The following is a 26,365-nucleotide window of genomic DNA, read 5'->3' as shown; positions in this document are numbered from 1 at the left end:
CCGGATTTCACTTGGCTCCTTTTTATTTCCATACATAAAGGAACAAGCGGATGGTTAGAATCAACATATACGTATTTTGGAAATGGAGGAAAAAGGATGAGGCGACATCACAGAGGTCAGTTCATGAAGAACCTGACTCAAAAACCTGCTAAGTCACCAGATACTCCACACGCGGAGCAATCTGCTCTTCCGCTATTTCAGATGTCTAATTCGATCCAGCAGATGATTGACGGAATACGTATTCAGAACGGAAACAGCAGCGATATTGTGGTAAGGGAACTTATGATTGGCGAAAATCCAGGAGTGCCCATCGCGGTCGTGTATATAGAGTCTCTTGTTCAAGTAGATTTAGTGAATAACTTTATTATTCGTTCGTTACTGGATATTGAATTTAAGATCGATGACATGGTTGAAGAGGAGAATGGCGCTTCCCTGATTAACGATAGATTCATTCAAAAAGTGTTTAGTTTGGGCTCTGTGAAATATTGCGAAGACTGGGATGACATGATAGACAAACTGCTGCTTGGAAGCACGCTTGTTATGATCGAAGGCAGCTCTAAGGTCATTCAGATTGTAACGACGGGCGGAGAGTTCAGGTCGATAACCGAATCACAGACAGAGTCCGTTGTGCGGGGACCAAAAGAGGGTTTTGTAGAATCTATGAATGTTAACGTGTCGCTGTTGCGCAGACGAATTCATAGTTCTGAATTGCGCGTGGAAACAAGAACAGTGGGAAGCAAGTCCCAAACAAATCTCGCTGTAATCTATATGAGCGGTATAGCAGAGAAAGAAATAGTAGAAGAGGTCCACAGACGCCTTGACCAGATTCAAATAGATGCTGTCTTTGATTCCACTTATATTGAAGAACTGATTCAAGATGAGGCATTCACGATCTTTCCAACTGTATATGCTACGGAGCGTCCCGATACCTCAGCTGTAAGATTGATGGAAGGAAGGGTCATTATTATTGTGGACGGCAGCCCTTTTGTGCTCATTGTTCCTACGATATTTGCCCACTTTTTTCATAGTGCAGCTGATTATTCAGACCGGTTTGATATCGCAATTTTTCTTCGTTTGCTTCGCTATGTCAGTTTCCTGGTGCTGCTTCTTGGACCCTCTCTATACATTGCGATGACAACCTATCATTATCAGTTGATTCCAAGTGCACTGCTGTATAACCTCGTATCTCAGCGTGAGAATGTTCCATTTCCTGCTGTTGTCGAAGCCATCATTCTGGAACTGATCTTTGAGCTTCTACGGGAAGCAGGGGTCCGAATGCCGCGAGTTGTTGGACAAGCTGCCAATATTGTCGGTGGACTCGTGCTTGGGCAGGCCGCTGTCCAAGCTGGAATCGTAAGCCCTTTGCTCACGATTGTCATTGCAATTTCAGGTACAGCAAGTTTTGCGATCCCTACGTACTCGATGGCGATTGCGGGACGGTTATTTCGCTTCGGATTTATTTTGCTGGCCGCTGCCTTTGGTCTATACGGAATCGTACTGGGCCTTATTGCACTCTTGGCCCATATGAACAGTTTGCGTTCATTTGGTATTCCATATATGACACCGTTCAGCCCCTTTGTGCTGGATCAACAAAGAGATTCAATTCTACGCTTCCCATTTTCATTAATGAAGCATCACCCTAAGGCGGTTAGCGGTGAGTATACTACGGTGTCCCACGCAGCTAAGGAGAATAAGCAAGAGGTCCAGAATGACCAGAACAAGAAAGGGTCATAAAGAGATGAAGCATAAAATTAGTAAGGTACTCATTTTAGTATTCCTGACGTCTATGCTTTCTGGCTGCTGGGATGCAATAGAACTAAATGAACGTCTCATCATCACAGGTCTGGCTTTTGACCCAGGAGAAGAGCCCGGCGTTTACCACATCTCTTTTCAGGGGGCCGTTTCATCTGAGATTTCGGGTGGAGGAGGTCAAGGGGCAACGCCTGTATTCGTTTTTTCAGGAGAGGGAAGAACTTTACAGGAAGTACTCAGTAAAATGTCCCAAGGTGTACCCAAAATTATATCGCTTTCCCATGTATCCGTACTCATTATTAGCGATGCTTTGGCTGAGCAAGTAGGGATTGGAGAGTTCATCGATTTTGTTGAGCGGGATCCGAAAACTCGGATAACGATGCAAGTGCTGATCGCAAGAGAGACTTCAGCGAAAAATATTCTAACGGTAACAAGTCCTATTTCTTCACTTACAGCTAATAACTTGGTGCAAAAAATGAACTTTACGAATCGTGATTATTCACATAATTTCCCCAGTCAAATCGATGATGTGATTCGGGGTATGGTTGTTCCAGGAGGAGGTCCAACCATTAGTGGAGCTGTGATTAAAACAAATAAAGCAGCGGAGAATGAGATAGATAACGGAAACATGGCAGAGAGCGGAAGTTCGAAGGAAAACGTGAGTACAGTACTCGTTCCAACCTTTGTTTCCATTGATGGAGTGGCCTTATTTAAAGGAGATAAGCTTGTAGGATGGACCGAAGGGAATGAAGGTCTTGGACTTTCCATGATCCGTAACAAAGCGAAGGGTTCGGCTATCAATATAACTTGTCCTGAGGATGGAACAGGGACTATAGCCATAAACATGAACTTTTCCAAAAGCAAAGTAAAGGGGAAGATTGAAGATGGCAGGCCAAGCTTTTCTATTGATATAAAGCAGAAAGGAGTGATTAGTGAGGCGGGTTGCCCGGTGATACTGAATTCGGGAGATGTCATTCAAACCTATGAGAAGACATGGAACGAGAAGACGAAGGAGATTATACTTTCTACGATTGATAAGGCCCAGAAGTCAGGTACGGACGTACTTGAGTTTGGTCGTGTACTGGAAAAAGACCGTTCTTCACAGTATAAACAATGGAAGGAAGCGGAAGATTGGGGTGAATTCTTCTCACGAAGTAAGGTAGAAGTGAACGTTCAATCCATCATTATTCATACCCAGACGAGAACGAACCCTTATAGTACGGGAGGAGAAGACTAGAGTGAATAAAAATCAGATTAGTTCCGGTCAAATGTTATCACTCATGGTAATGTTTCAGATTGGGACGGCCATTGTGATTAACATGGGATATACATCGGGTAAGGATACATGGATAACGATCTTAGTATGCATGGTACTAGGGGCCGGACTATTCTGGATTTACTCCTGTCTTTCTAAACAATTTCCTAAAATGCCCCTTACAGCGTATAGTCGTATACTACTCGGTAAGGTTATTGGAAATATCGTAGGTATGTTATACATTGCTTATTTTATTTATATTGGATGTCGAAATCTGCGTGATGGGGCAAACTTAATTAACATCAGCACATTGAATACAACGCCTTTGGTAGTCACAACAACCTTGATGCTGTTATGCATCTCCTATGTGGTCTACTTAGGGTTTGAAGTGTTGGCAAGAACAGCTGTCCTTCTGCTTGTTTTTTTGTTGTTTGTAGGACTACTGAGTAATATTTTACTCATATCTTCAAATGCAGTGCAAGTGGATCTCATTCTGCCTCTTTTTGAGGACGGAATTAAACCGGTACTGAAAGGCATTTTTACTGAAAACTTAATTATTCCTTTTGGGGAAATGGTTTGTTTTTTGATGCTGCTTCCTTATATGCGGCGCCCTGAAAAAGGAGGGTATATCGGAGTTATCTCCATCATTATTGGGGGACTCATCCTTAGCCAAACGATGTTCCTAAATGTTGCTTGTTTGGGTCTTAACATATCCAAAAGGTCTGCATTCCCTCTCTTGTCCACCATCAGTTTGGTCGAGATTTCTGAGTTTGTGCAGCGGGTAGATATTCTTGTGGTAATGAGTCTTATTATTGGAGATTTTTTTCGAATTTCTTTATATTTTAGTGCTGCGCTTATCGGTGCATCCGATATTTTTAATGTCTCATATCGCAAGCTGATTTTACCCATTGCCTTTATCATGTTGGTATGGACTACGGGCATGGCTAGAAATTTTATTTATCACTTGGAATATGGCAGGTTGGCACTTTATTATATCCATCCCTTATTTGTGTTTTACTTTCCCTTTCTTCTTCTGGGGGCCGCTTGGATTCATAAGCGAAGAAAGAGGAGGACCCGAGTTTAGCGGTTTTTTGAGAAACATAAAAAGGTTCAATAACGCTTTTCCTACTGGTTTGTGAAAAAAATAAAGCAACACGAAGCACCCAAAGATCTTGAGTATGTATTTTTCGGAAGTTCGAAGTATGTAGTTATTAATATTAAATCCAGAATCCGCAAAACCTCTGCCGAATAAAATATCGGTAGTCCAGTCAAATATAATGACAGTGATCCCGATCATAATAAATGCAAAAATAGCTCTAATCAATGTAATCACGCTCCTATCCCCGTATCTTCTGTGATCGGTACACCGTTTATACAGGGATTGACTGGTTATGAATTAAGATTTATACTTAATCTAAAAATAAATACTAATGATGCGGAATCATTTTATAATAAAAGGAGATCTGATGATCTTATGCCTAGAACATTAAATTTAACAACACAGCGTCAAGCCGTTTATGATGTAGTCAAGAACGCTCACAACCACCCAACAGCAGCAGAGGTAATGACAATGCTTGCTCAACAAGGGTATAACTTAGCTTATGGTACGGTATATAATTCATTACGTTATCTGGTTGAGAAAGAATTAATCGTTGAACTTAAGCTTGGTGAGACAGCCAGCAGATATGACGCGAGAACAGATGACCATCAACACATCATTTGTGAAGTTTGCGGCAAGGTAGATGAGGTAATGACCGAAGTACCCGGACCTTGGACGGAATCTGTTGCAAAAGAAACAGAATATGAGATTGGCCATGTGCATGTAGTTTTTGGGGGTGTATGTCCAGAATGCCAAAGCAAGCGGAAGAATTAGTGAATAAAAATCAATATCCTTATGCGTCTGTTCGTATTTCACAGGATAAGTCTTCACAATGGCTAAATAAACCAGAAGAAGATACGGTTCCTTTTTGTGCGGTGACAAAGCGAATTCTCTTAATCAGTCCTACTCTGAATCAAGTACATGACCTGGTTAAAGTTCTAACAGATCGATGCTTTGATGTCATGATGTTTCATAGGCTTGAGCCTGAACTGTACAACAACATTCCGCATGACCTACTGATTTATGATGTGACTTCTTATGATGATCAGGATGCACTTGAACTTCAGATGAAGCTAAAGGAATCGACTTCTTCGCAGAACTTGTTTCTTGTGAGTGAGAAATTTATTCGCGGTGCAGCACCCGAGATGCTCCAGGAAGAATTGCTGGTTTGGCCGGGAAGACCTCATGAAGCGCTGTATCATGTGCAGCGTATTATCAGCCGTGCCGTACCAAGACAAGAACAAACGGTTCAAACAACCAGCAATGACTCCTTAATCTTTAAGGATTTAAGAGTGGATTTGGAGCGAATGTTGGTCCTTAAACAGGAGGAACAAGTTCACCTTACCAAGACGGAATATGATCTTCTGCTCATCCTCATGAATGCGAAAGGTTCTGTTATATCGCGTGAAGAGATGCTCAGCCGAGTATGGGAAACTGATTTTACCGGCGGGAGCAATGTGGTAGATGTTCATATCAAAAGCCTTCGTAAAAAGCTGGGAGATCAGGCTTCTGACCCTAAATATATTATTACAGTCCGCGGTGTAGGTTATCGTCTTGCCGACTAAAATAAAGCCCTTAAATGTGCAAACATTTAGGGGCTTTCGTTTTGTTCATAAAGAGTTTCATTTCTTCATAATATGTAAGAGTGAGTTCATTTTGTAATCACAAATCATTCATATTATGTTCATGAAAAAAGGCAGAGGACCATGGTACAATCAATACATGAATTTAGATTAAATCTAACTACACATATAAATATAGATAAATGGAAAGGGTGACCCCTATATGACAGAACGTTTAACTACCAATCAAGGCACACCTGTAGGTGATAATCAGAACTCTAGAACTGCAGGAAGAAGAGGTCCAACTTTATTAGAAGATTATCATTTAATCGAGAAGATCGCTCACTTTGACCGTGAACGGATTCCAGAGCGCGTTGTTCATGCACGCGGATCAGGAGCACATGGTGTTTTTAAAGTGGAAAAATCAATGTCTAAGTACACAAAAGCTGCTTTTCTACAGAAAGAAGGAGCAGAGACACCCGTTTTTGTACGTTTCTCTACCGTAATTCATGGACAGGGATCTCCAGAGACGGCTCGTGACCCTCGCGGCTTTGCGGTTAAATTCTATACTGAGGAAGGCAATTATGATCTGGTCGGCAACCACCTGCCGGTATTCTTTATCCGTGATGCGATTAAATTCCCGGACATGGTTCACTCCTTAAAGCCATCACCTAAAACCAATATTCAAGACCCGGCTAGATATTGGGATTTCATGACACTAACACCCGAGTCTACTCACATGATGACATGGTTGTTATCGGATTACGGTACGCCAGCTAATTACCGCCAGATGGATGGATTCAGTGTTCATGCCTATAAATGGATCAATGATCAAGATGAAGTAGTATACATTAAATATAAATGGGAAACACAGCAAGGCGTTCGTAACTTCAGTTCAGAAGAGTCATCAGAGACCCAAGGAAAAGACTTTAACCATGCCACTCGTGATCTGTATGATGCAATTGAAAGTGGTGATTATCCAGAGTGGGTTCTTAAAGTACAAATCATGAATCCAGAAGATATTGATGCACTTACGTTTGATCCGCTTGACCCAACCAAGATTTGGCCAGAAGATAAGTATCCGTTCCATACGGTTGGACGCATGACACTTAACCGAAACCCAGAGAATTTCTTTGCGGAAACGGAGCAGGTTGCTTTCTCTCCAAGTGTTCTTGTACCGGGAATCGAAGCTTCGGAAGATAAGCTGCTTCAAGGTCGTTTGTTCTCTTATCCAGATACACAGCGTCACCGTCTGGGAGCGAATTATACACAGATTCCAATTAACTGCCCTTATGCAAAAGTGAACAATTATCAGCGCGATGGTCTTATGCAGATGAACCAGAATCCTTCGGAATATAATTATGAGCCAAACAGCTCTACTGACAGTCCGAAGGAAGACCCGAAATATCGGGATTCTAAAGTAGCGATCAGCGGGCATATTACCCGTGAACCGATTGAAAAAACAGAAGATGATTTCAAACAAGCTGGTGATACGTATCGCAGCTTCACCGAGCAGGAGCGGGAGAATCTTCACAAAAATCTGATTAATGATCTGAAGCAGACACCACAGCAAACGCAGCTTCGTGCAATTTGCAACTTCATTCGTGCAGATCACAGATTAGGTATGATTCTAGCAGAAGGTCTTGGTGTAGATATTCGTGAGTTTATGCCGCCAACTCAATAATTAATTTCTAAATTTCACAAGAAACCGAGCTGTCAGAATTATTCTGTCTGCTCGGTTTTTTTCTTATGAAAAACTGGATGCGAGTGGAATCATATGTTGACAAAGGAAAGAGAGACAATACAATGGGTAGTGTGGAGGGGTGCTGATGAGGATTAGTCACTTTAAGGTGGGAGAGCAAGGTCTTAACCGTTTTTTTGGTCCTCTGGAGGCAAAAATTATGGACGTCCTCTGGAATGAGGAAGAGGTAAGCATTAAAGAGGTTCAATTAAAACTGGAAGAAGATAAAGCTCTGAGTTTCAATACGGTTATGACCGTGATGAACAGGCTTGTTGAAAAAGGGATACTCGTCAAAACACTTCAAGGCAGGACCTCAAAGTATCGCCCGGTTCAATCAAGGGAGGTGTTTATGGATACGCAGTCGAAAGAACTGACACATGAGCTGATGGACCAGTTTGGTTCCATTGCGGTCACCCATATGCTCGATGCGGTTGAAGTTGCTGATCCTGAGTTAATTAAACAACTTGAGCTCCGAATTAAGCAGTGGAAGAAGGATCTACCGTGAAGTGGGCGCTGCGTTCCAGGATGTTATTTGGCTGCGGGATTCTAATTTGCGGGGCAGTATATATTCAAATGGGATTATATATAGTTCATATGATCTGGGGCTGGCAATCTACGTTTAATCTATTTACATGGTGTACTCACTGGATGAGAGAGTTTGGGTTGTTGTCTGTTATTCACTTACTAAACGTATTCGTTGCAGGAACATTTCTACTGATTATTTACTATATATGTACCCAGCTGATTGGCGGGGCTCGTGCCTTAAAATACATATACAAATTAACTGATTTCAACCTCACGACGTATTATGTGGAGCGTTATCCGAACCTCTCACTTCGCAAGGAACTGGTGGTCATCCATACTGATGAACCGGTTGCCCTTGCTTGTGGATTGTTCCGCCGGCGAATTGTGATCTCATCGGGACTGATTCAGCTGTTAGATGAGAAAGAATTGGAAGCTGTACTCTATCATGAACACTATCATCTACGACATTACGACCCGCTTAAGACGTTTCTTCTTACACTCGGTGTGTCTACCATTGGTTATATACCTATATTAAAATCGATACTATTCAATTACAAAATGGTTCGTGAGATTATGGCAGACCACGATGCCATTACCAAAGCAGGTACACCTGTCGGCTTGGGTGGAGCCCTTCTTAAGCTTCTGGGTATATCAGTGAATTCTGGCTTTCAGAGCGGTGTGGTTTCTTCTTTTGCTGCGGAAAGTACAGTAAATGATCGAATTGCCTGGATTTTAGAACCGGAGAAGGAACTGCCTTTACGAATATCCGGCTCAAGCTTGCTATGCTCCGTCTTCATTCTGATTGCATTGTTTGCTGTATTTAACGTAGTTCCTCATTGATAGATGAATGGAATAAAGAAAATAAAAAACACATGAATTCGCAGGAGGAATGAGAAAATGTATAGCAACCGAAATCAAAGCCAGACTCGAAACATGGAGCTTGGACTTCTAATTACTAGACTCGTACTTGGGGCCATTTTTTTAATCCATGGCATTACCAAATTCCAAGGCATGGAGGATACACAAAGCTATTTTATTAGTTTGGGTCTACCGGGCTCGATGGCAACCATTGTAGGTTTGGTAGAGTTCTTTGGCGGGGTGTTTTTAATTATTGGTTTGTTTACACGAATCGTTAGTCTTCTATTTGTTGCTATTCTATTTGTAGCTATCTTTACTGCGAAGGCAGAGAGTGGGTTTATTGGCGGCTATGAGCTCGATGTTGCACTGATTGGAATGGGAGTCACGCTTGCTGTAGCAGGCAGCCGATATGTGGCAGTAGATCGTTTATTCCGAAGAAACCGCAGATAACAGAAGAGCAGGACAACAAGCATAGAGGGGGATTCATAAGAAATGGCACAAAATTTACTTGGGAAAAAAGTGGCACTCGCTGGACCAAGGAAGTCGGAAGAGATGTCCATGATCGTGAGAAAGTTAGGCGGTACTCCGCTGCTGCGACCTGCACAAGGAACCGTTTTTGTGGATGATGAACATTTGAAAAGCAGTATAGAAGCTTGGGTGAAGAGTCCACCCGATTGGACGATCCTTACGACAGGGATGGGGCTTGATGCAATATTTCAGGCAGCTGAACAGCTTGAACTTGAGGAAGAGCTACTTGAGGCTTTAAAGCAATCACATATTGCAGCACGTGGTTATAAGACAGTGAATGCGCTTCGTAAGCGGAACTTGACACCTGCTGTTAGAGACGATGATGGAAGTACATCAGGACTCATTCGTGAGCTTATGAATTATGATCTTCAGGGAAAACGTATTCTCGTTCAGCTCCATGGAGAATCTGCTCCGCGCCTTATGGCATGGCTGAAAGAGAGAGGAACATCAGAGATCAAGGAAGTCCTTCCTTATCGTCATGTGCCTCCTCAAGATACGGATCTCGAAGAACTGCTTGAAGATATTCTTCAGCAAAGAATTGATGCGGTTACTTTTACGAGTGCTCCGCAGATTCGCTTTCTTACAGCTTATGCAGAAAAGCATGGGAAGCTAGCAGTTATGAAACAACGCTTTGAAAAGGATGTGGTTGCTGCTGCGGTTGGCAGGGTAACTGCACAAGCCATGGTAGAGGAAGGGGTTACCCCTAAGGTGATTCCCGAGGAAGAGCGGATGGGAAGTATGATCGTTTCATTAGGTAAGTATTTTGCTGAGAAAGAGCGAGTATAAGAAGGACAATCTTGTTACAACCTATAGGGCAAGAACACCTGACCAGGAGAGGTGAGGTGTTTTTGCGTTATTTAGACAGAAGGTGTATGACTAAGCGTGTCGTTACTCCAATTTGTGTTTAGATAGGTAAGAGACTTATTATTTATATTGTACATATTTCAACACTCACAGGAGTTCCTGGAGTGGACTGATGAATTAGGAGGTGCAACAACCATTGGGGTTTGATATTTTAGTCATTCTCATCTTACTTGTAGTTAATGCTTTCTTCGCAGCTTCTGAGATGGCACTGATCTCCATTAATGACAACCGAATTCGCATTTTATCGCTCGAAGGAAATAAACGTGCACAGAAGCTGGAGAAGTTACTGGAGGAACCAACAGGCTTTCTATCCACCATCCAGATCGGAATCACACTTGCTGGATTTCTAAACAGTGCTTTTGCGGCAGATAAATTTGCGTCCCTGCTTGTGGATTATGTGTTGTCGCTAGGTGTTGATATTTCACCATCTGTGCTATCTTCCGTATCGGTCATTGTTATTACCTTGATTCTTTCCTACTTTACGTTGGTATTTGGGGAGCTTGTTCCGAAAAGGATTGCGATGAAAAAAGCGGAGGCGATTGCACTCGCGGTATCAAGTCCGCTGAGTGTGTTGTCTAAGGTCGTCAATCCTTTTGTAAAACTGCTTACGGTATCGACAAATCTTACCGTCCGTTTGTTTGGTATTGATCCCAACGCGGAAGATGAGGAAGCTTCCGAAGAAGAGATTCGGATGCTTGTAGATACAGGGCTTGAGAGAGGAACCATTCAGCAAAGCGAAAAGATGATTATCCACAACATATTCGATTTTGATAATAAAGATGTATCGGATATGATGACTCATCGTACGGATATGATCGCCATTTCTGCGGACACTCCGCTAGAAGACGTGCTGGAGATTGTGCAATCTGAGCAGTATACCCGGTTCCCTGTATTCGAAGAACGTGTCGATAATATCATTGGAATCTTGCACGTAAAAGACTTGATTGTTCAATTTAGAAAAGATACCACAAGACCGAAGAGCATCCTTGATATAATCCGTCCGGCTTATTTTGTATCTGAGTCGAAAAAAGGGGACGACCTTCTCGAAGAACTGCAACAAAACCGGGTGCATATGGCGATCGTGGTCGATGAATACGGAGGTACGGCAGGTCTCATTACAATTGAAGATTTAATTGAGGAGATTGTAGGCTCTATTTATGATGAGTATGATGAAGAAGAGTCGATCTTTGAACAAGTGGATGAAGATACCTACATTTTTACAGGGATCGCCCATTTGGATGAAGTAAGCCAGATTACAAAAGCAAGTTTGCCGGAAGAAGAGTACGATACTCTTAGTGGATTTATGGTGGGTACCATCGGCCGCATTCCCACAAAACAAGAACGCCCCGAATTTGAATTCCGAGGTTTCCGGTATAAAGTGTTGGAAGTTGGAAAACAGCGGATTCGCCGAATTCAAATGACAAGGCTGCCCGAAGAGGAAAGATCACTTTATCAAGACGGTGAGGAATTGCCTCCTGAAGTATAAAGTTAGTAATAAAACAAATCGCAGAGATTTTTTTCTGTGATTTGTTTGTTTTTATACGGAATGATATGACGAATATGGTAAACTCACAGAATGAATAAAGGGTATTTTCGAATAGCGCCGAATTCAAAAGTAGTAAATACAAAGCTTTTTGTCTGTTATGTAACTTATGGATTTAGAAGAACGATTGCGGCTATACTAGGCAAGTCAACAGACCATGAAGTTAATTCGTTTCTAATTTTACCTCTCTAGGGCGGTAAGGGTAGATATGATCATATAAGCGAGGAAAGGGCCTGCGAACTTTCTTGCTTTGCGTAAGCAAATGAAACGAAATGAATCAGACAAAAGCAGAGCAAAGGAGAAATGGTTAATGAGTCGAAAAAAAGCATTACTATTGGGAGATTATACACATCCCATGTATCACCCCTTGCAAGGAGTTGACGCGGAAGTCAGCCGTATCTTGCAAGATGAAATGACCGTACAGTGCAGTGAAAATCGCAATTTGATGTTAATGGAAAACTTGGCTGGTTATGATCTGCTAATTTCTTATTTGGATGATTGGAAGGGAGCAATTGCCCCGCAGCAGGCAGCAGGATTACTTAGTTACGTCAGCGGAGGAGGCGCTCTCCTGGTGCTTCATAACGGTATATCCATGCATAATCGTTATGAAATAGCTCAATTACTCGGCGGCAGATTCACAGGTCATCCGGCTCCGCGTGAACTGAGGTTTCAAGTCACAGATCCACTTCATCCCATTGTGTCGGGGATAGAGAATTTTTCAATGGAAGAGGAGCCTTACGAGATTGAATTCGATAATTTCGCTGATATCACGGTTCTTCTTGAGTATATGAATGAAGATGGGAAATCGTGGCCTGCAGCTTGGGCTCATAACTATGGCATGGGGCGTGTTGTATATCTTATGCCAGGACATTCGGTTCCTTCTTTCAATAATGAATCATTCAGACGACTTCTCTTACAGTCGGCAATGTGGGCTACACGTACGAAACCAAAACGTAATTAGAGATCGGACGTACTTTCGCTTAAGTGGGTAATATAGGTATATACTAGTATAGAAGCAGATTTTTTCAGAAGGAGGAAAAGCGGCATGAGCGATTTGTTTAAAAAGGCGGTTTCTCTAGGATTGGGACTTACTCTGGTTAGTAAAGAGAAAGTGGAGAGTGTTGTAGGTGACCTCGTCAAACGCGGAGAATTGGCTCCATCCGAATCTAAGGCACTCATTGATAAGCTTATGGAACGTGGAAATGAAGAACAAACAAGCTTTAAGAAAATGATTGAAGGTCAAGTGGAGAAAGTGCTAATTGATCTGGGTGTACCCACCAAAACAGATGTAAACCGATTAAACATGCGAATCGAAGAACTGGAACAGAAACTGTCTGCACTCGAAGCGAGTCAGCCTGCGAAACAACCAGAAACTCCGATTCTTACGTCAACGCCTGAAATAGAGCAGCCTCCTAAAGGAAACGAGATTGAATAAATGGTAGTGCATATTAAAAATGCCGGACGATATAGAGAAATTGCCATGGCGCTGATGCGTCATGGCTTCGGCTATATTGTGGAAGAGATCAGCTTCTTTCAGGTGTTGTCTTTACCCAGAAGGTGGATTACCCATGAGACAGGTCCGGAAGCCAAAACCCTTGGTGAGCGGATAAGACACGTATTGGAGGATCTGGGGCCGACTTTTGTTAAATTAGGACAACTTGCAAGTACCAGGTCCGATCTGCTGCCTCCAGGGATTATATCGGAGCTGACCAAACTTCAAGATCAGGTCCCTCCTTTTTCACCAGAGATTGCAAGAGGGTTACTTGAACAGGAGCTGAACAGTCCACTTGAAGAAATCCTCACTGAATTTGATGATACCCCTCTTGCAGCTGCGAGTATCGGTCAGGTACATATCGGTAGACTGCGGAGCGGGGAACAGGTGGCGATCAAGATTCAGAGACCTGGAATATCACCTGTAATTCAGCGTGATCTGAACATTCTTAAAGATTTTGTTGCTCTTGCTGAGCGCAGGTGGGAATGGGTAACCAGGTACCAATTGCAGGAGATGGTGAATGAATTCGCTGTATCTTTACTTGCAGAGCTGGATTACAGCTATGAAGGAAGAAATACAGAAAAGGTAGGGCTGCAGTTTGCAGAGAACCCAGAGGTTCATGTCCCTGTTATTTATTGGGACCACACGACTGCAAGGGTACTGACGATGGAGTATATGGACGGGATCATGCTGAATCAGCGGGATGTACTCATCGCGAAAGGGTATGATCTAAAAAATATAGCGCAGCGATTAGTAGATTCCATGCTGCACCAAATTTTTATTGAAGGATTCTTTCATGCAGATCCCCATCCAGGCAATCTAATGGTCATGAAGAATGGGGCGCTGGCTTACCTTGATTTCGGAATGGTCGGACGTCTTAATGAGGATTTAAAAGAGCAGCTTTCTTCCCTGATCATATCGTTGATGCGAAAGAATACCGAAGGAATGGTACGTGCTATTGAACGTCTTGGCATGATTCCGGATGGAACCAACATGGCTTCCCTTCGCAGAGACCTCGACCGGATTCGGGACGATTATTATGATCTCCCTTTTTCCAGTATCAGTATCGGGCAAGCGTTGAATGATTTATTTGGCGTGGCGCAAAGACACCAAGTAACCATGCCTTCGGATGTAATCTTACTAGGCAAAGCATTGGTGACTCTCGAAGGAGTTATTGAAAATCTAGATCCTTCCATTAGTATTATTGATATGGCAGAGCCTTTTGGCCGGAAGCTGATGCGTGAAAAGTTCAGCTCAAGACGGATTAAGGGGAAAGTGCTGGGCGGTATGACAGAGCTTTTTGAGACGTTGATCGACTTGCCGGGACAAGCACGGCTGCTGTCTTCCATTATCAGTAAAGGTAAACTAAAGGTCGAAATCAGCATTCCCGAAATTGAGCAATTTGAACACAAGCTGGACCAAATCACCAATAAATTATCACTCAGTATCGTATTGCTTTCTTTCTGTATTCTCATGGTAGGTTTGTTTATCGGAGCTTCAAAGATGGAGCAGGTCTGGCATGTACCGCTGCTCGAAATTGGCATGATTATCGCTGCTTTCATGGTGTTATGGCTTATTATTTCTATTATTCGATCAAGAAAACAATAAAACAGGCATGAAGACAAAGCTCCTCTTCCCTAGATCAGGGCGGGGAGCTTTGTAGTTAAGGGGAATCCATGTATAATCAGGAACAAGAAACGAATCCATATAAGATCCTAGTTTGGTAATGATTAGTGTAATGACAGGGGGTAAGTCCATAATGAACGCAAGCGAAATTGTACATAAACAGAAACTTTACTATAGAACGGGCGCAACCCGGCGTTACGAAGCAAGAATAAAGCAACTAGATTTACTGAAAGAGGCCATTCGGCGCAGAGAATCTGAAATCTTGGAAGCACTGAAGATTGATCTAAGCAAAAGCGACCAAGAAGCATATATGACCGAGATCGGTATTTTATTTGAGGAAATTTCATTCGTTTCTAAACGTTTGAAAGGGTGGATGAAGCCTCGAAAAGTAAAAACGGCAAAAACCCATATTGGCAGTAAGGGGCATATTGTCCCTGAACCTTATGGCAGCGTACTGATTATTGCTCCCTGGAATTATCCATTTCAGCTTGCTATCTCTCCCCTGATCGGAGCGATTGCAGCCGGCAATACGGCTGTGATCAAGCCATCGGAGCTGACGCCGCATGTATCTGCTGTCATCACTTCGATGATCGGTGAAGTATTTGATCCTGCTTATGTAACGGTTGTAGAGGGCGGTGTAGAGGCAAGCGAGATGCTGCTTGCTGAACCTTTTGATAAAATATTTTTCACAGGCAGTGTTGCCGTTGGTAAGGTGGTCATGAAAGCCGCGTCCGAGCGTCTTATTCCTGTGACGCTGGAGCTCGGCGGAAAAAGTCCATGTATCGTTCACCATGACGCCAACATGAAGCTTGCTGCAAAGCGTATTGCTTTTGGGAAACTGACAAACAGCGGGCAAACATGTATCGCTCCTGATTATTTACTGGTTCATGAGAGTGTAAGAGACGCATTTGTCACGGAATATGAAAAAGCGATCAAACAATTCTACGGTAAGGATCCGCTGCTAAGTGATTATTATGGAAGAATTGTTACTCCTAGACATTTTGAAAGGTTACAATCTTTTCTCACGAGTGGCTCCATTGTTCTTGGCGGAGAGACAGACCCGGAATCGCTAAAAATAGCACCAACCTTATTGGATGAAGTGTCTTGGGAAAGTCCTGTTATGCAGGAAGAAATATTCGGCCCCATTTTACCAATGATGACCTATAAGCACCTGGACGAAGTTATAGAGGTAGTAAATGCTAGGCCAAAACCACTCGCTTTGTATCTCTTTACGGTCAATCAGTCTGTTCAAGACCGAATTGTTGAACAAATACCTTTTGGTGGAGGGTCCATTAATGATACACTTATGCATATAGCTACACCATATTTGCCATTTGGCGGCGTAGGGGAAAGCGGCATGGGCAATTATCACGGAGAGTACAGCTTCACTGCATTCTCACATATGAAAAGTATCCTGAAGCAAACCAATGCTTTTGATATTAAATTTCGTTATCCTTCCAAGACCGGGTCTGTTATGATGCGCCGGTTCATGAAGTAGAATAATTGCTTATCATGTTGCTTAAGGTAGACGAATATAAAATAGCTCGAAATAAAACCATGAGGTGAAAAATTTGGTAGGTTTTGATAAGTTGGGCATTCTGCCCGAATGGAATGAAGCTCTGCGTTTGCAGGGAATTGCGGTACCGACTCCGGTACAAGAAAAATCAATTCCGATTTTGCTCCAAGGATCGGATATTATTGCGGAGGCACAGACAGGAACAGGAAAGACGTTCGCTTTTATGCTGCCGATCTTGCAGCGTCTTAACGCGGAAGATCGTTCTCCGCAAGCACTAATTGTAGCCCCTACAAGGGAACTTGCTCTACAAATTACAACAGAAGCGAAGAAGCTGACGGAATCAAGAGAAGATATCCGGGTTCTCGCTGTTTACGGTGGACAAGATGTTGAGAAACAATTGCACAAACTTAAAGGCGGAGCACAGATCATCATTGGTACGCCGGGAAGACTGCTGGATCATTTAGGCCGCGGAACGCTTGTGCTTGATAAAGTGAAAATGCTGGTTCTGGATGAAGCAGACCAAATGCTTCATATGGGATTCCTGAATGATGTGGAAATGCTCATTAAGGCACTCCCTTATAAACGTCAAACGATGCTGTTCTCAGCAACGATGCCTGCGGGTATTCGTAAACTGGCTCGTGCTTACATGAAAGAACCTGTTGATGTTAAAGTACAGTCCAGCAATGTAATACCTGTAAAACAAATCCGTCAGTTAGTGGTGGAAGTAACGGATCGTACAAAGCAAGCAGCACTGATCGGGGCAATTGAGCAATATCGTCCATATCTCGGCATTATTTTTTGCCGTACGAAACGTCGTGCATCGGTTCTTAATGAGGCGCTGCAGGATCTTGGATATGCGAGTGACGAGCTGCATGGAGATCTCTCTCAAGCGAAGCGCGAGACGGTAATGAAAGCATTTCGTAATGCGAAGCTGCAGCTTCTTGTAGCTACGGATGTAGCAGCCCGAGGTCTTGATGTGGAAGGCGTAACGCATGTATTCAATTACGATATTCCTCATGATGCGGAAAGCTATATTCACCGAATCGGAAGAACAGGCCGAGCGGGAGGCAAAGGGCTGGCAATTACATTTGCTGCCCAGAAAGACAAGCCGGAGATCGCAAAGATTGAAGAAGGAACAGAGCAGCGTCTTGACCGTGCTGTATGGCAAAGTGGTGTAGCTGATGAGCCGGGAACGATCGAGAAGCTGGCTCACGGTACAAGTTCATGGGGCAGCGGAGGCGAAACACGCAGAGTTCGTCCGGATGCGAAACGAGATGCCAGCCGTGCTGGCGGCGGAAGAAGCGGCGGTCGCAGCGGATCACGTAAGAGTGAGGATTCATCTGGTAATGGCCGAGGCAGAAGCCGCGGACAGCAGAGTGCCTTCTATGATCTAGAGCGCGGCGGAAGCAAGCGAAGCAGCGAATCTGTGCGTCAAGTTTCGGACAAACCACGCAGTAGTGGACGCTCTGGAGGCAGTACTGGCCAGAAGAGAGCGGACAGCGATCGCCCATGGCGTGCTTCAGAAGGAGCAACCGGCACTGGCAGTAAATCACGTTCAAGCAGCGGCAGCTATGGCAGTGGAAGAAGCTCACAAAGCAGCAGTCGGAGCGGCTCATCATCTCAAAGCAGAGATAACCGTCGTTCCTCGAGCAGCAGCGATCGAGGTCGCTCTGGCGGACGAAGAGGACGTTAATTCGATTATAAGTGGTTCAAAGTTCAAAACACGCCTTTGAAGAGAAGGCGTGTTCAGACTGTAGACAAACTAGCCTAACCTAGTTTAGCCTACAGTCTTTTTTTGTGTTTATTTAGTGAATTAGCAGTAAAAACTAACACAGCATGACTTGACAAGTGATAATGATTATCAGTATCTTTAAATAGATTAAAAAATCATCATGAATTTTTCATTTATTGTTCGTCTGAACTTCATATTACACATACATACACCATGATATGCCAGCTTTTTACGTAGATAGCCAATCAAGTGGAGGAGATGATTTTATGTTTCGTCTGGAAACTGCAGGACTAAGCATCGCTTATGAAGACCGTTTGATCGTTGATGATCTGAATATACAAATTCCTCAAGGCAAGATTACAGCACTTGTGGGTGCGAACGGCTCTGGGAAGTCTACGATTCTTAAAACAATGGCTCGTCTAATGCAGCCGAAAAAAGGCCAAGTATTGCTCGACGGTAAATCCATTCATAAGCAGTCCACTCGGGAAGTGGCGAAACAACTAGCAATTCTTCCGCAAAATCCGACTGCGCCGGAAGGTCTTACTGTAACTGAGCTGGTATCTTACGGACGTTTTCCTTATCAGAAAGGCTTTGGCTCACTGAAAGCAGAGGATAAGAAAATGATTGAGTGGGCTATTGAATCTACTCGTCTTAGCGAATTCCATGATCGTCCTATTGACCAACTGTCAGGTGGTCAACGTCAGCGTGCCTGGATTGCTATGGCGCTGGCACAAGACACAGACATTCTTTTTCTGGATGAACCAACAACGTTCCTTGATATGGCACATCAGCTTGAAGTGCTGCAGTTACTCGAGGAGCTGAATATTACGGCAAAACGCACAATTGTCATGGTTGTTCATGATTTGAATCATGCATCCCGTTACGCACACCATATGATTGCGATCAAGCAAGGAAAGGCAGCTGCAACAGGATCCCCGAATCAAGTGATGACTCCAGATGTACTTAGAGAAGTATTCGGGATTGAGGCTGACATTGTAACGGATCCTCGGACAGGGGTTCCGCTCTGTCTGCCATATGCACTTGCAGGTAAGGAGAACAGAGGACTTCTCGGTGTGGAAAGTTCAATAGAAACTCAAGTACGTCAGGTTGCTGGTGTATAGACTTAATAGATAGGAATGAATCTGAATAGGAAAGTGGGGAGATGAAGATGGCACTAGATTATGCTGTACTTGCTCAATATGGGGGAATTCACACAAAGCCCTCCTCTGAATCGGTAAGAGACATTAGCTTACTTGAGCTGATCCGTCCGGAATATGGTAAACCATGGCTTGAGATTTATCAGCGCCATCTTCAGGCAGAGACGACAGGAGTAGCTGCGGTGTATGTAATGCATACGGTTCGCGGACTTCTTGCAGCAGCTCATTATATGGTATCGAGATGCGGTACATATGTGGATCTTTCTCTCACAAACTTAAGTATACAGATGCAATTGAATGATTCCGGTGCTCCTCAGTTATCTTTTGTACTTCACAAGACAGAAGAACGTGAACTTGTGAACCACGCGGATGCAGCTGAACGCAGACAGATGCTGGAGCAGTTCTATGTTAGAACGCTTGGTCCAATAATAGAGGGATTGGCAGCGGCGGGCAGAGTACCTGTTTTAGCATTATGGAAGCAGTTACCAGGTGTCCTCGTTTATTATGTTAATCTATTTAAGGGAGGACTCTCCTGCGGGGAGCAGGATCTTGCGGAATATCTGACAGCAGACTTAGAGGCCGTGCAAAGTTTTAGTTCTGACGTATTTAATGGCAAAAAGAATCCATTCGATCTGGAGCCTGTATACATAGAGAATCCGCTAAATGCAGAAGAACCGTTTCGAATGAAGGATGCATGCTGCGAGTTCTACCGAGTATCAGATGGGAAGAATCGCAAATGTTTTACATGCCCTAGAATGACAGCTGAGGAACGAAACGCACGAGCAGAGGAAATGCGGGGTACAGTAAGGATCTAAGGGTGGACTAATGATAGATCTAACAATTACATTCTAAAAAACATATATAGAAAAGAGGCAGATACATTGGTATCTGCCTCTTTTTATTTTTAACGCAGGGCCGTTTCATATTCGCTTATCGTTATACCGTAATAGACGAGATCTTCGTATTCTCCCCACTTCTTGATATGTTGTACAAGCTTTCCTTCATACTTCATTCCATTCTTCTGCATAACCGCAGAAGAAGCAGGATTTCGAGCCAAGGCAGCTGCCCAGATCCGGTTTAGCTTCAGCTCATCAAATCCATACTCCATCATACGCTGTACCGCCTCTGTCGCGTAGCCGTGTCCCCAATAAGGCTTGCCGATCCAGTAAGCTAGTTCCGCTCTGTTATAATCGCTGACAATATGCATTCCTGCACAGCCGAGAAGTTCATTCGTTTCCTTCGAGATCAAGGCAAAGGTGCTCCCGAGGTTCTTACTGTACCTTTCGTGAGTAGCCGCAATGAAAGATTCTGCTGCACCATCCGGATAAGGATGAGGAATAGATAAAGTAGTACTTGCTATGTCTTTCTCCCCAGCGAGTGTCTGTATTAACGGTGCATCAGCTAGTTGAAGAGGTCTTAGTATTAGTCTTTCGGTTACGAATGTAGGCTGCATATCCATGGCTCCTCATCTCATGATTTTTTATATTATATCTCAATATTTGGAAGATTCAAGCAAAATCATTAGTTGTTTTATTTTGGGCATATTAAGTGGACTGGATTTTGCAGATATCTCGAGCTTATAGGCAGGAGGATTTTTTACAATGATAGAACTTGATCTGTTGTTAATTAATGCAAATGTGCTGACCTTAGATGGCGATAACAATAAAGCAGGGGCGATTGGTGTGAAGAATGGTAAAATCAGCACCTTGTGGAAGGAGAAGAACCCTGCACGGGAAGAAATCACGCTGTCTGACGACAATGCGGTTATTGATCTCCAAGGGAAAACGGTACTTCCTGGGTTTATTGAAACACACAATCACTTAATCAGCGCTATTATGATGAAACGATTCATTGATTGCAAAAGCCCGCTGAATCAAACGATCGCTGATATTCAAAAGCGAATTTCTGAAAAGGCATCGGAAGTTGGAAAAGATACCTGGATTGTAGGTTTCGGGTATGACGATACATCTTTACTCGATATGAGGCATCCGACGAAAGCAGATCTCGACACAGCTGCTCCGGATCATCCGGTTGTGGTTTATCACATTTCGGGACATTTATGTGTAGCGAACTCAGTTGCTTTATCCTTAGCGGGAATTGGTGATCAAATGCAGGATCCAAAGGGAGGTCGTCTCGGGAGGGATGCCAGCGGACAATTAAATGGCATTCTCTATGAAGGGGCGACAATGCTTGTCGGCTCCCATCTGCCGGGACCAAGCGAAGAAGAAGTCCTCTCCCTGCTTCGAGATGAGGCTTATACTTATGCTGCTCAGGGAATTACGACTTCTACGGATGCCAAAATGGGTGTGAGTATGGATATAGATGATATTGATTTATGTATGAAGGCAATTGAACAAGAAGCCATTCCATTTCGCATGAAGCTGATGATATCCAGCGATAAGCTAAATCAGGATAAAAAATTGCAATCGATGACAGCTGAGGAGGTGGATGCTTACCTCCGTGAGCGATCCGGAGGCAGAGCTTCGCTCGACAGCGTGAAACTGTTTCAAGATGGGTCCATTCAAGGACTGACCGGTGCCCTTCGGGAGCCGTACTTCTGTGATGTCGAGCGGTATGGTGAACTCATTAAATCACAGGAACAATTAAATAGGGAAGTGAAGGAATGGCATGATAAAGGATTCCGTATCGCAATACATGGGAACGGAGATCGGGCTATTGGTTCCATATTAGATGCATTCGAATATGCATTGACATTGAATCCACGCAGTGATCATCGGCACCGGATCGAGCATGTTCAGACAGCTACCACAGAAGATCTGGAGCGTATGCAAAAACTCGGGGTAGCAGGTTCCTTTTTTATCAATCATGTTTATTACTGGGGGGATCGCCACGAGAAGCTGTTTCTTGGACCGCAGCGTGCGGCTAGAATTAGTCCGCTTGCAGAGGCAAAAGAGTTTAAGGTTCTGTTCACTCTTCATTCCGATTGCCCAGTAACTCCAATCTCCCCTTTATTCTTAGTATGGGTCGCGGTGAATCGGGTAACAAGCAGCGGCAAAGTATTAGGTGCGGAGCAAAGAATTGATGCGCTGACCGCTCTGCGGGCGATGACGAGTTATGGTGCAGAACTGAATTTTGAAGAAGCAGAGACAGGAACGATTGAAAGCGGAAAAAGAGCAGACTTCGTCATTCTAGAGGAAGATCCGACCGAGGTGGATCCGATGCGAATTAAGGATATTTCGATCTTCGCTACACTGATGGACGGCAAATTCATCTATGAAAATGGTGTTTAGCAGGACGATGGGATGAGGTAAGCCCAGGTGGGGTGAGTATATTGGCCAAGGAGATATCCTTGGTCTTTGTTTTTTTTGTTATAGCAGGGAGTGTGGGGTTACATAGAGAATTTTTGAAGGGAAGGAAAAAGGGTATAGTATAGTTTACCAGAAGCACTTAGTAAGAAAAGAGGAGGAATAAAATATGTCTTTTTATTCGTATCAAGCAGTGACACCGACAAATCAGGAAGTTTCACTAGAGATGTATACAGGCAAGGTAGTTGTTATCGCTAATACAGCCAGTAAGTGTGGACTGACTCCGCAGTATGGGGAATTACAAAAGTTATATGATCGTTATAAAGACCAAGGGTTGGTCGTTCTTGCGTTCCCATGCAATCAGTTTGGTGGACAAGAACCGGGTTCGAGCGAAGAAGCTGAAGAATTTTGCCAAATTAACTATGGTGTCAGTTTCCCCGTCTTTGCTAAGGTTGATGTAAACGGAGAGAATACACACCCAATCTTCCAATACCTGAAAGAGCAAAAACCTGGCAGCGGAGAGAGCAGCGACATTCAGTGGAACTTTACAAAGTTTGTAATAGATCGTAATGGGGAAGTTGTGGAGCGTTTTGAACCTAAGCAATCTCCGGAAGAGATGACAGGACTTATTGAAAAATTATTATAATGGCTGCTTTTAGATTTCATCAATGATTCCCTTGAAAAAAGATATAAGGAAAGCATCATGGGTTTGTCCATGATGCTTTTTGGTTTACAATTACGACCTCTGCTTGAGATGAGTCTGCTGCCTCACCGTGATTCGTTTCGGTTTTGCAGATTTGATCATGAGATGGAGGTTACTGTTGCGAATAATAAGCCATGCGGCTACAAGCAGTGTCAAGCCATTTAAAATGAAGATCCAGCGGATTGGCAGCCAGATGCCGAGTAATCCACCTACAATGGGTCCTGCCATTGTAGCCAGCTGTGAGGCCGATTGATTCAAACTAAACGCCCTTCCTCGAAAAGAAGAGTCTGTAGTTTCTACAATAAGTGCATTAATCGTGGGATATACAGCTGCAAAAAACAAACCATATCCGAAACGAAGGGCTCCAAAACCGATATAGTCACTCACAAAGAATTGAGCGATGTTTCCCAGTCCACCGCCGATTAGCCCAATAATAAGTACTTTGGCGTAGCCGATTTTTCTCCCGATTTTACCCCAGCGAGGAGCCATGATAATTGTAGCGATCCCGACTGAAGAGAAGATGATGCCCGAAGTCAGGGAAGCACTGCTTTTGTCGACACCCATCTCCATGACGTACACGGTAAGCAGCGGTTCTAAAATCATGACAGAGAACGTAGTTACTGCCATAACACCAAGCAGTGCCATAAAGGGTTTGTTGGCAGACGCTTGCTTAATGTCATCTCTTACTCTGGAACGGGGTGCGGAACGATCAAAATTATGCTCCTTCACAAAAAAGGTAGCAATCAGAGCGGAGACAAGCACAATGATTGCAGAAAATAAGAAGGCGTTCCGGTTGCCATAATAGTGACTAACCACACCCCCGATGAGTGGACCAATGATACTGCCTGTCGCACCAGCAGTGGACATAATCCCAAGCGCATATCCTGTCTTTGCTTCTGGAGTATTGGTAGCGACAAGAGCAATGGATGCGGGAACAAATCCAGCCAGCAACCCTTGAAAGATTCGTACAATAATAAACAGGTAAGGGTCATGTACGAAGTAGTTGATCAGGTAAAGAAGGGAAAGGGCGAAACCAGACCTTATCAGCATCGGTTTCCGCCCATATTTATCAGCTAAGGAGCCCCAAAAGGGAGAAATGAGTGCACTGGCAAGGAAGGTAATCCCAAAGGCTACGCCAGACCATAATTCGAGCCTATTTTCTCCGATGCCAAGTTCTGTATTCATAAAGATAGGTAAGAAGGGGATAGAAATCGAATAGGCTGTACTGCAAAAAAAGACACCGATCCAGAGTACAGCGAGATTTCGTTTCCAAGGGAAATCCATCGAGACACGTCCTTTCGCTTGAACGACCCTCCCGGCCAATTTGCATGACAATAAAATGCGAGGTCGTATAATCAATAAGTTAGCCTTTATTCTACTCCTAATATTTGTAAAAACAATTTAAATATTGCTCATAAGGAGCTCAGTGAGTGCAGAATAGCCAAAAAATCTTGGAAAAATAATAAAAAGGGGCTTGCAATGTGAAAAAGATCACATTATAATCAGGATATAAACATTAGTGAATTAAATCACAATTTAAAACCAATGCCTGAGAATCTATAGAAGATCGTCAGGCGGAAGCGAACACATATCCATGAATTTTTTATAGCTTATTTAGTGAAAGTTTTCACAATTTAAAATCAATGTGCTTTTATATCATTTATCTCTAGGAGGAACTCTATTATGAAAATTGCTGTTGTTGGATGTACACACGCAGGTACGGCTGCTATTGTGAATACGGCTAAACTTTACCCCGATGCTCAGATTACGGTATACGAGCGTAATGATAATATTTCTTTTCTATCTTGCGGTATTGCGCTCTATGTTGGCGGGGTAGTGAAGGACCCAGATGGTTTGTTTTACTCTTCTCCAGAGCAGCTGAAAGAACTGGGAGTCGAAACAAAAATGCTGCACGAAGTTACAGACATTGACACAGAGGGTCGTAAGCTGACGGCACGCAACCTAGAAACAGGCGAGGAAATCACAGACACGTACGATAAACTGATTATGACAACAGGTTCTTGGCCCATTATTCCAAACTTTGAGGGGGTTGGACTAGAGAACGTACTCCTGTGCAAAAATTATAACCATTCCAACAAGATTATCGAGAAATCAAAAGATGTACGTCATGTGACCGTCGTCGGTGCAGGATACATCGGTATTGAACTCGTCGAAGCATTCCAAATGAATGGGAAAGAAGTTACTTTAATCGATGCAGAAGATCGAATTCTAAATAAATATCTTGATACTGAATTTACGGATCGTATCCAAAAATCACTTACGGATAAAGGAATTGAACTCGTTCTCGGTGAGAAAGTAAGCCGATTTGAAGGGCAAGATGGAAAGGTCACTGCGGTCGTAACCGATAAAGGAGAATACCCTACGGATCTAGTTATCCTTTGTATCGGATTCCGTCCGAATACAGCATTACTCAAGGGTAAAGTGGATATGATGCCAAATGGAGCGATCCTTGTAGATCGTTATATGCGCACAAGCAACCCTGATATTTTCGCAGCAGGGGACAGCGCAGCCATCTATTATAATCCAATTCGTCAGAATGCTTATATTCCACTAGCAACGAATGCGGTTCGTATGGGCATGCTTATAGCTCGAAATCTGGTAAACCCTACAATGCCATATATGGGTACACAAGGGACATCAGGAATTAAAATTTATGAACAGAATATTGCAGGAACGGGAGTAACAGAAGCTGCGGCAAAAGCGGCAGGCATGGCGGTCCAAGCGGTTACGATTGAAGATAGTTATCGTCCTGAGTTTATGCCTACTGCGGAGAAAGTTCTTATAAAAGTCATCTATGAGACAGAATCCCGCCGAATTGTGGGTGCTCAGATTATGAGTGAAGTCGATTTAACACAGTCAATCAATACAATTTCCGTATGCATTCAGAATGAAATGACGGTAGATCAGCTGGCCTTTATCGACTTTTTCTTCCAGCCTCACTACAATAAACCTTGGAATTTCCTTAATACAGTAGGGCAAGCAGCACTAGAGCCGGTACCAACTAGAGAGACAGTATCTGTATAACAAGAACCGTCCGTACATCATTGTACGGATGGTTTTTTTTATGCTGAAATATGTCCAGGAGTTATGAAAATATTGCACGTGTGATTTTAGTAACAAACTTG

At 43.4% G+C, this 26,365-nt stretch carries 23 protein-coding genes; 21 read left to right on the top strand and 2 right to left on the bottom strand.

What is annotated here, in order from left to right:
• The first annotated feature begins 96 nt into the window (after positions 1-96).
• The 18 genes from PV403_RS09675 to PV403_RS09590 all read left to right on the top strand — a co-directional run bounded on the left by PV403_RS09675 (position 97) and on the right by PV403_RS09590 (position 20,065).
• Positions 97-1,734: a spore germination protein gene (locus PV403_RS09675; protein WP_332084436.1), complete on the top strand. Its 1,638-nt coding sequence runs from the start codon at positions 97-99 to the stop codon at positions 1,732-1,734.
• Entirely contained in the window at positions 1,709-2,989 is a 1,281-nt protein-coding gene (locus PV403_RS09670; RefSeq protein WP_332084435.1) for a Ger(x)C family spore germination protein, read from the top strand. Before PV403_RS09675 ends, PV403_RS09670 begins: the two co-directional genes overlap by 26 nt.
• 1 nt (position 2,990) lies before the next feature.
• The gene (locus PV403_RS09665) at positions 2,991-4,091 is read left to right on the top strand and encodes a GerAB/ArcD/ProY family transporter (RefSeq protein WP_332084434.1); all 1,101 of its coding nucleotides are present in this window, start codon (positions 2,991-2,993) and stop codon (positions 4,089-4,091) included.
• A gap of 390 nt (positions 4,092-4,481) precedes the next feature.
• Complete coding sequence (locus PV403_RS09660) at positions 4,482-4,880, top strand: Fur family transcriptional regulator (RefSeq protein WP_213530525.1); 399 nt, start codon at positions 4,482-4,484, stop codon at positions 4,878-4,880.
• On the top strand, positions 4,856-5,671 hold the full coding sequence (locus PV403_RS09655) for a winged helix-turn-helix transcriptional regulator (protein ID WP_191800677.1): 816 nt from the start codon (positions 4,856-4,858) through the stop codon (positions 5,669-5,671). Before PV403_RS09660 ends, PV403_RS09655 begins: the two co-directional genes overlap by 25 nt.
• 220 nt (positions 5,672-5,891) lie before the next feature.
• Positions 5,892-7,352 carry a catalase gene (locus tag PV403_RS09650; RefSeq protein ID WP_332084432.1) on the top strand — a complete coding sequence of 487 codons (1,461 nt, stop codon included), beginning with the start codon at positions 5,892-5,894 and terminating at the stop codon, positions 7,350-7,352.
• 145 nt (positions 7,353-7,497) lie between these two features.
• Positions 7,498-7,914 (top strand): BlaI/MecI/CopY family transcriptional regulator, encoded by a 417-nt coding sequence (locus PV403_RS09645; RefSeq protein ID WP_213530521.1) that lies wholly within the window; start codon positions 7,498-7,500, stop codon positions 7,912-7,914.
• On the top strand, positions 7,911-8,774 hold the full coding sequence (locus PV403_RS09640; protein WP_332084431.1) for a M56 family metallopeptidase: 864 nt from the start codon (positions 7,911-7,913) through the stop codon (positions 8,772-8,774). Before PV403_RS09645 ends, PV403_RS09640 begins: the two co-directional genes overlap by 4 nt.
• Positions 8,775-8,831: 57 nt before the next feature.
• Positions 8,832-9,242 (top strand): DoxX family protein, encoded by a 411-nt coding sequence (locus PV403_RS09635; RefSeq protein WP_332084430.1) that lies wholly within the window; start codon positions 8,832-8,834, stop codon positions 9,240-9,242.
• A 42-nt stretch (positions 9,243-9,284) separates the two neighbouring features.
• Positions 9,285-10,106 carry a uroporphyrinogen-III synthase gene (locus PV403_RS09630; protein WP_332084429.1) on the top strand — a complete coding sequence of 274 codons (822 nt, stop codon included), beginning with the start codon at positions 9,285-9,287 and terminating at the stop codon, positions 10,104-10,106.
• 214 nt (positions 10,107-10,320) lie between these two features.
• A complete protein-coding gene (locus PV403_RS09625) occupies positions 10,321-11,670 on the top strand; it encodes a hemolysin family protein (protein WP_213530513.1) in 1,350 nt (449 codons plus the stop codon).
• Between the two features lie 367 nt (positions 11,671-12,037).
• Positions 12,038-12,688, top strand: coding sequence for a ThuA domain-containing protein (locus PV403_RS09620; RefSeq protein ID WP_332084427.1), 651 nt, complete (start codon positions 12,038-12,040; stop codon positions 12,686-12,688).
• Positions 12,689-12,736: 48 nt separating this feature from the next.
• On the top strand, positions 12,737-13,162 hold the full coding sequence (locus PV403_RS09615; RefSeq protein ID WP_283771244.1) for a phasin family protein: 426 nt from the start codon (positions 12,737-12,739) through the stop codon (positions 13,160-13,162).
• On the top strand, positions 13,163-14,827 hold the full coding sequence (locus PV403_RS09610) for an ABC1 kinase family protein (RefSeq protein ID WP_332084426.1): 1,665 nt from the start codon (positions 13,163-13,165) through the stop codon (positions 14,825-14,827).
• A 151-nt stretch (positions 14,828-14,978) separates the two neighbouring features.
• The gene (locus PV403_RS09605) at positions 14,979-16,343 is read left to right on the top strand and encodes an aldehyde dehydrogenase (protein WP_332084425.1); all 1,365 of its coding nucleotides are present in this window, start codon (positions 14,979-14,981) and stop codon (positions 16,341-16,343) included.
• Between the two features lie 73 nt (positions 16,344-16,416).
• A complete protein-coding gene (locus PV403_RS09600; RefSeq protein ID WP_213531033.1) occupies positions 16,417-18,054 on the top strand; it encodes a DEAD/DEAH box helicase in 1,638 nt (545 codons plus the stop codon).
• 305 nt (positions 18,055-18,359) lie between these two features.
• Positions 18,360-19,214 (top strand): ABC transporter ATP-binding protein, encoded by an 855-nt coding sequence (locus tag PV403_RS09595; protein ID WP_213530503.1) that lies wholly within the window; start codon positions 18,360-18,362, stop codon positions 19,212-19,214.
• A 41-nt stretch (positions 19,215-19,255) separates the two neighbouring features.
• Complete coding sequence (locus PV403_RS09590; RefSeq protein ID WP_332084424.1) at positions 19,256-20,065, top strand: hypothetical protein; 810 nt, start codon at positions 19,256-19,258, stop codon at positions 20,063-20,065.
• A gap of 89 nt (positions 20,066-20,154) precedes the next feature.
• Here the strand turns inward: PV403_RS09590 and PV403_RS09585 are convergent, their stop codons facing one another.
• The gene (locus PV403_RS09585; RefSeq protein WP_332084423.1) at positions 20,155-20,703 is read right to left on the bottom strand and encodes a GNAT family N-acetyltransferase; all 549 of its coding nucleotides are present in this window, start codon (positions 20,701-20,703) and stop codon (positions 20,155-20,157) included.
• A 148-nt stretch (positions 20,704-20,851) separates the two neighbouring features.
• On the opposite strand from PV403_RS09585, the gene PV403_RS09580 reads away from it, so the two are divergent.
• Both PV403_RS09580 and PV403_RS09575 read left to right on the top strand, forming a co-directional pair.
• Positions 20,852-22,501, top strand: coding sequence for an amidohydrolase (locus PV403_RS09580; protein WP_332084422.1), 1,650 nt, complete (start codon positions 20,852-20,854; stop codon positions 22,499-22,501).
• 184 nt (positions 22,502-22,685) lie between these two features.
• Complete coding sequence (locus tag PV403_RS09575) at positions 22,686-23,162, top strand: glutathione peroxidase (protein ID WP_332084421.1); 477 nt, start codon at positions 22,686-22,688, stop codon at positions 23,160-23,162.
• A 90-nt stretch (positions 23,163-23,252) separates the two neighbouring features.
• Here PV403_RS09575 and PV403_RS09570 read toward each other — a convergent pair whose 3' ends face one another.
• Positions 23,253-24,503: an MFS transporter gene (locus tag PV403_RS09570; protein WP_332084420.1), complete on the bottom strand. Its 1,251-nt coding sequence runs from the start codon at positions 24,501-24,503 to the stop codon at positions 23,253-23,255.
• Positions 24,504-24,902: 399 nt separating this feature from the next.
• On the opposite strand from PV403_RS09570, the gene PV403_RS09565 reads away from it, so the two are divergent.
• Complete coding sequence (locus tag PV403_RS09565; protein WP_332084419.1) at positions 24,903-26,264, top strand: FAD-dependent oxidoreductase; 1,362 nt, start codon at positions 24,903-24,905, stop codon at positions 26,262-26,264.
• The last annotated feature ends 101 nt before the right edge of the window (positions 26,265-26,365 follow it).

Origin of the sequence: Paenibacillus sp. GYB006 (genome assembly GCF_036577645.1) — a bacterium.
GTDB lineage: Bacteria > Bacillota > Bacilli > Paenibacillales > Paenibacillaceae > Paenibacillus.
This window is presented reverse-complemented; position numbering and strand designations above follow the sequence as displayed.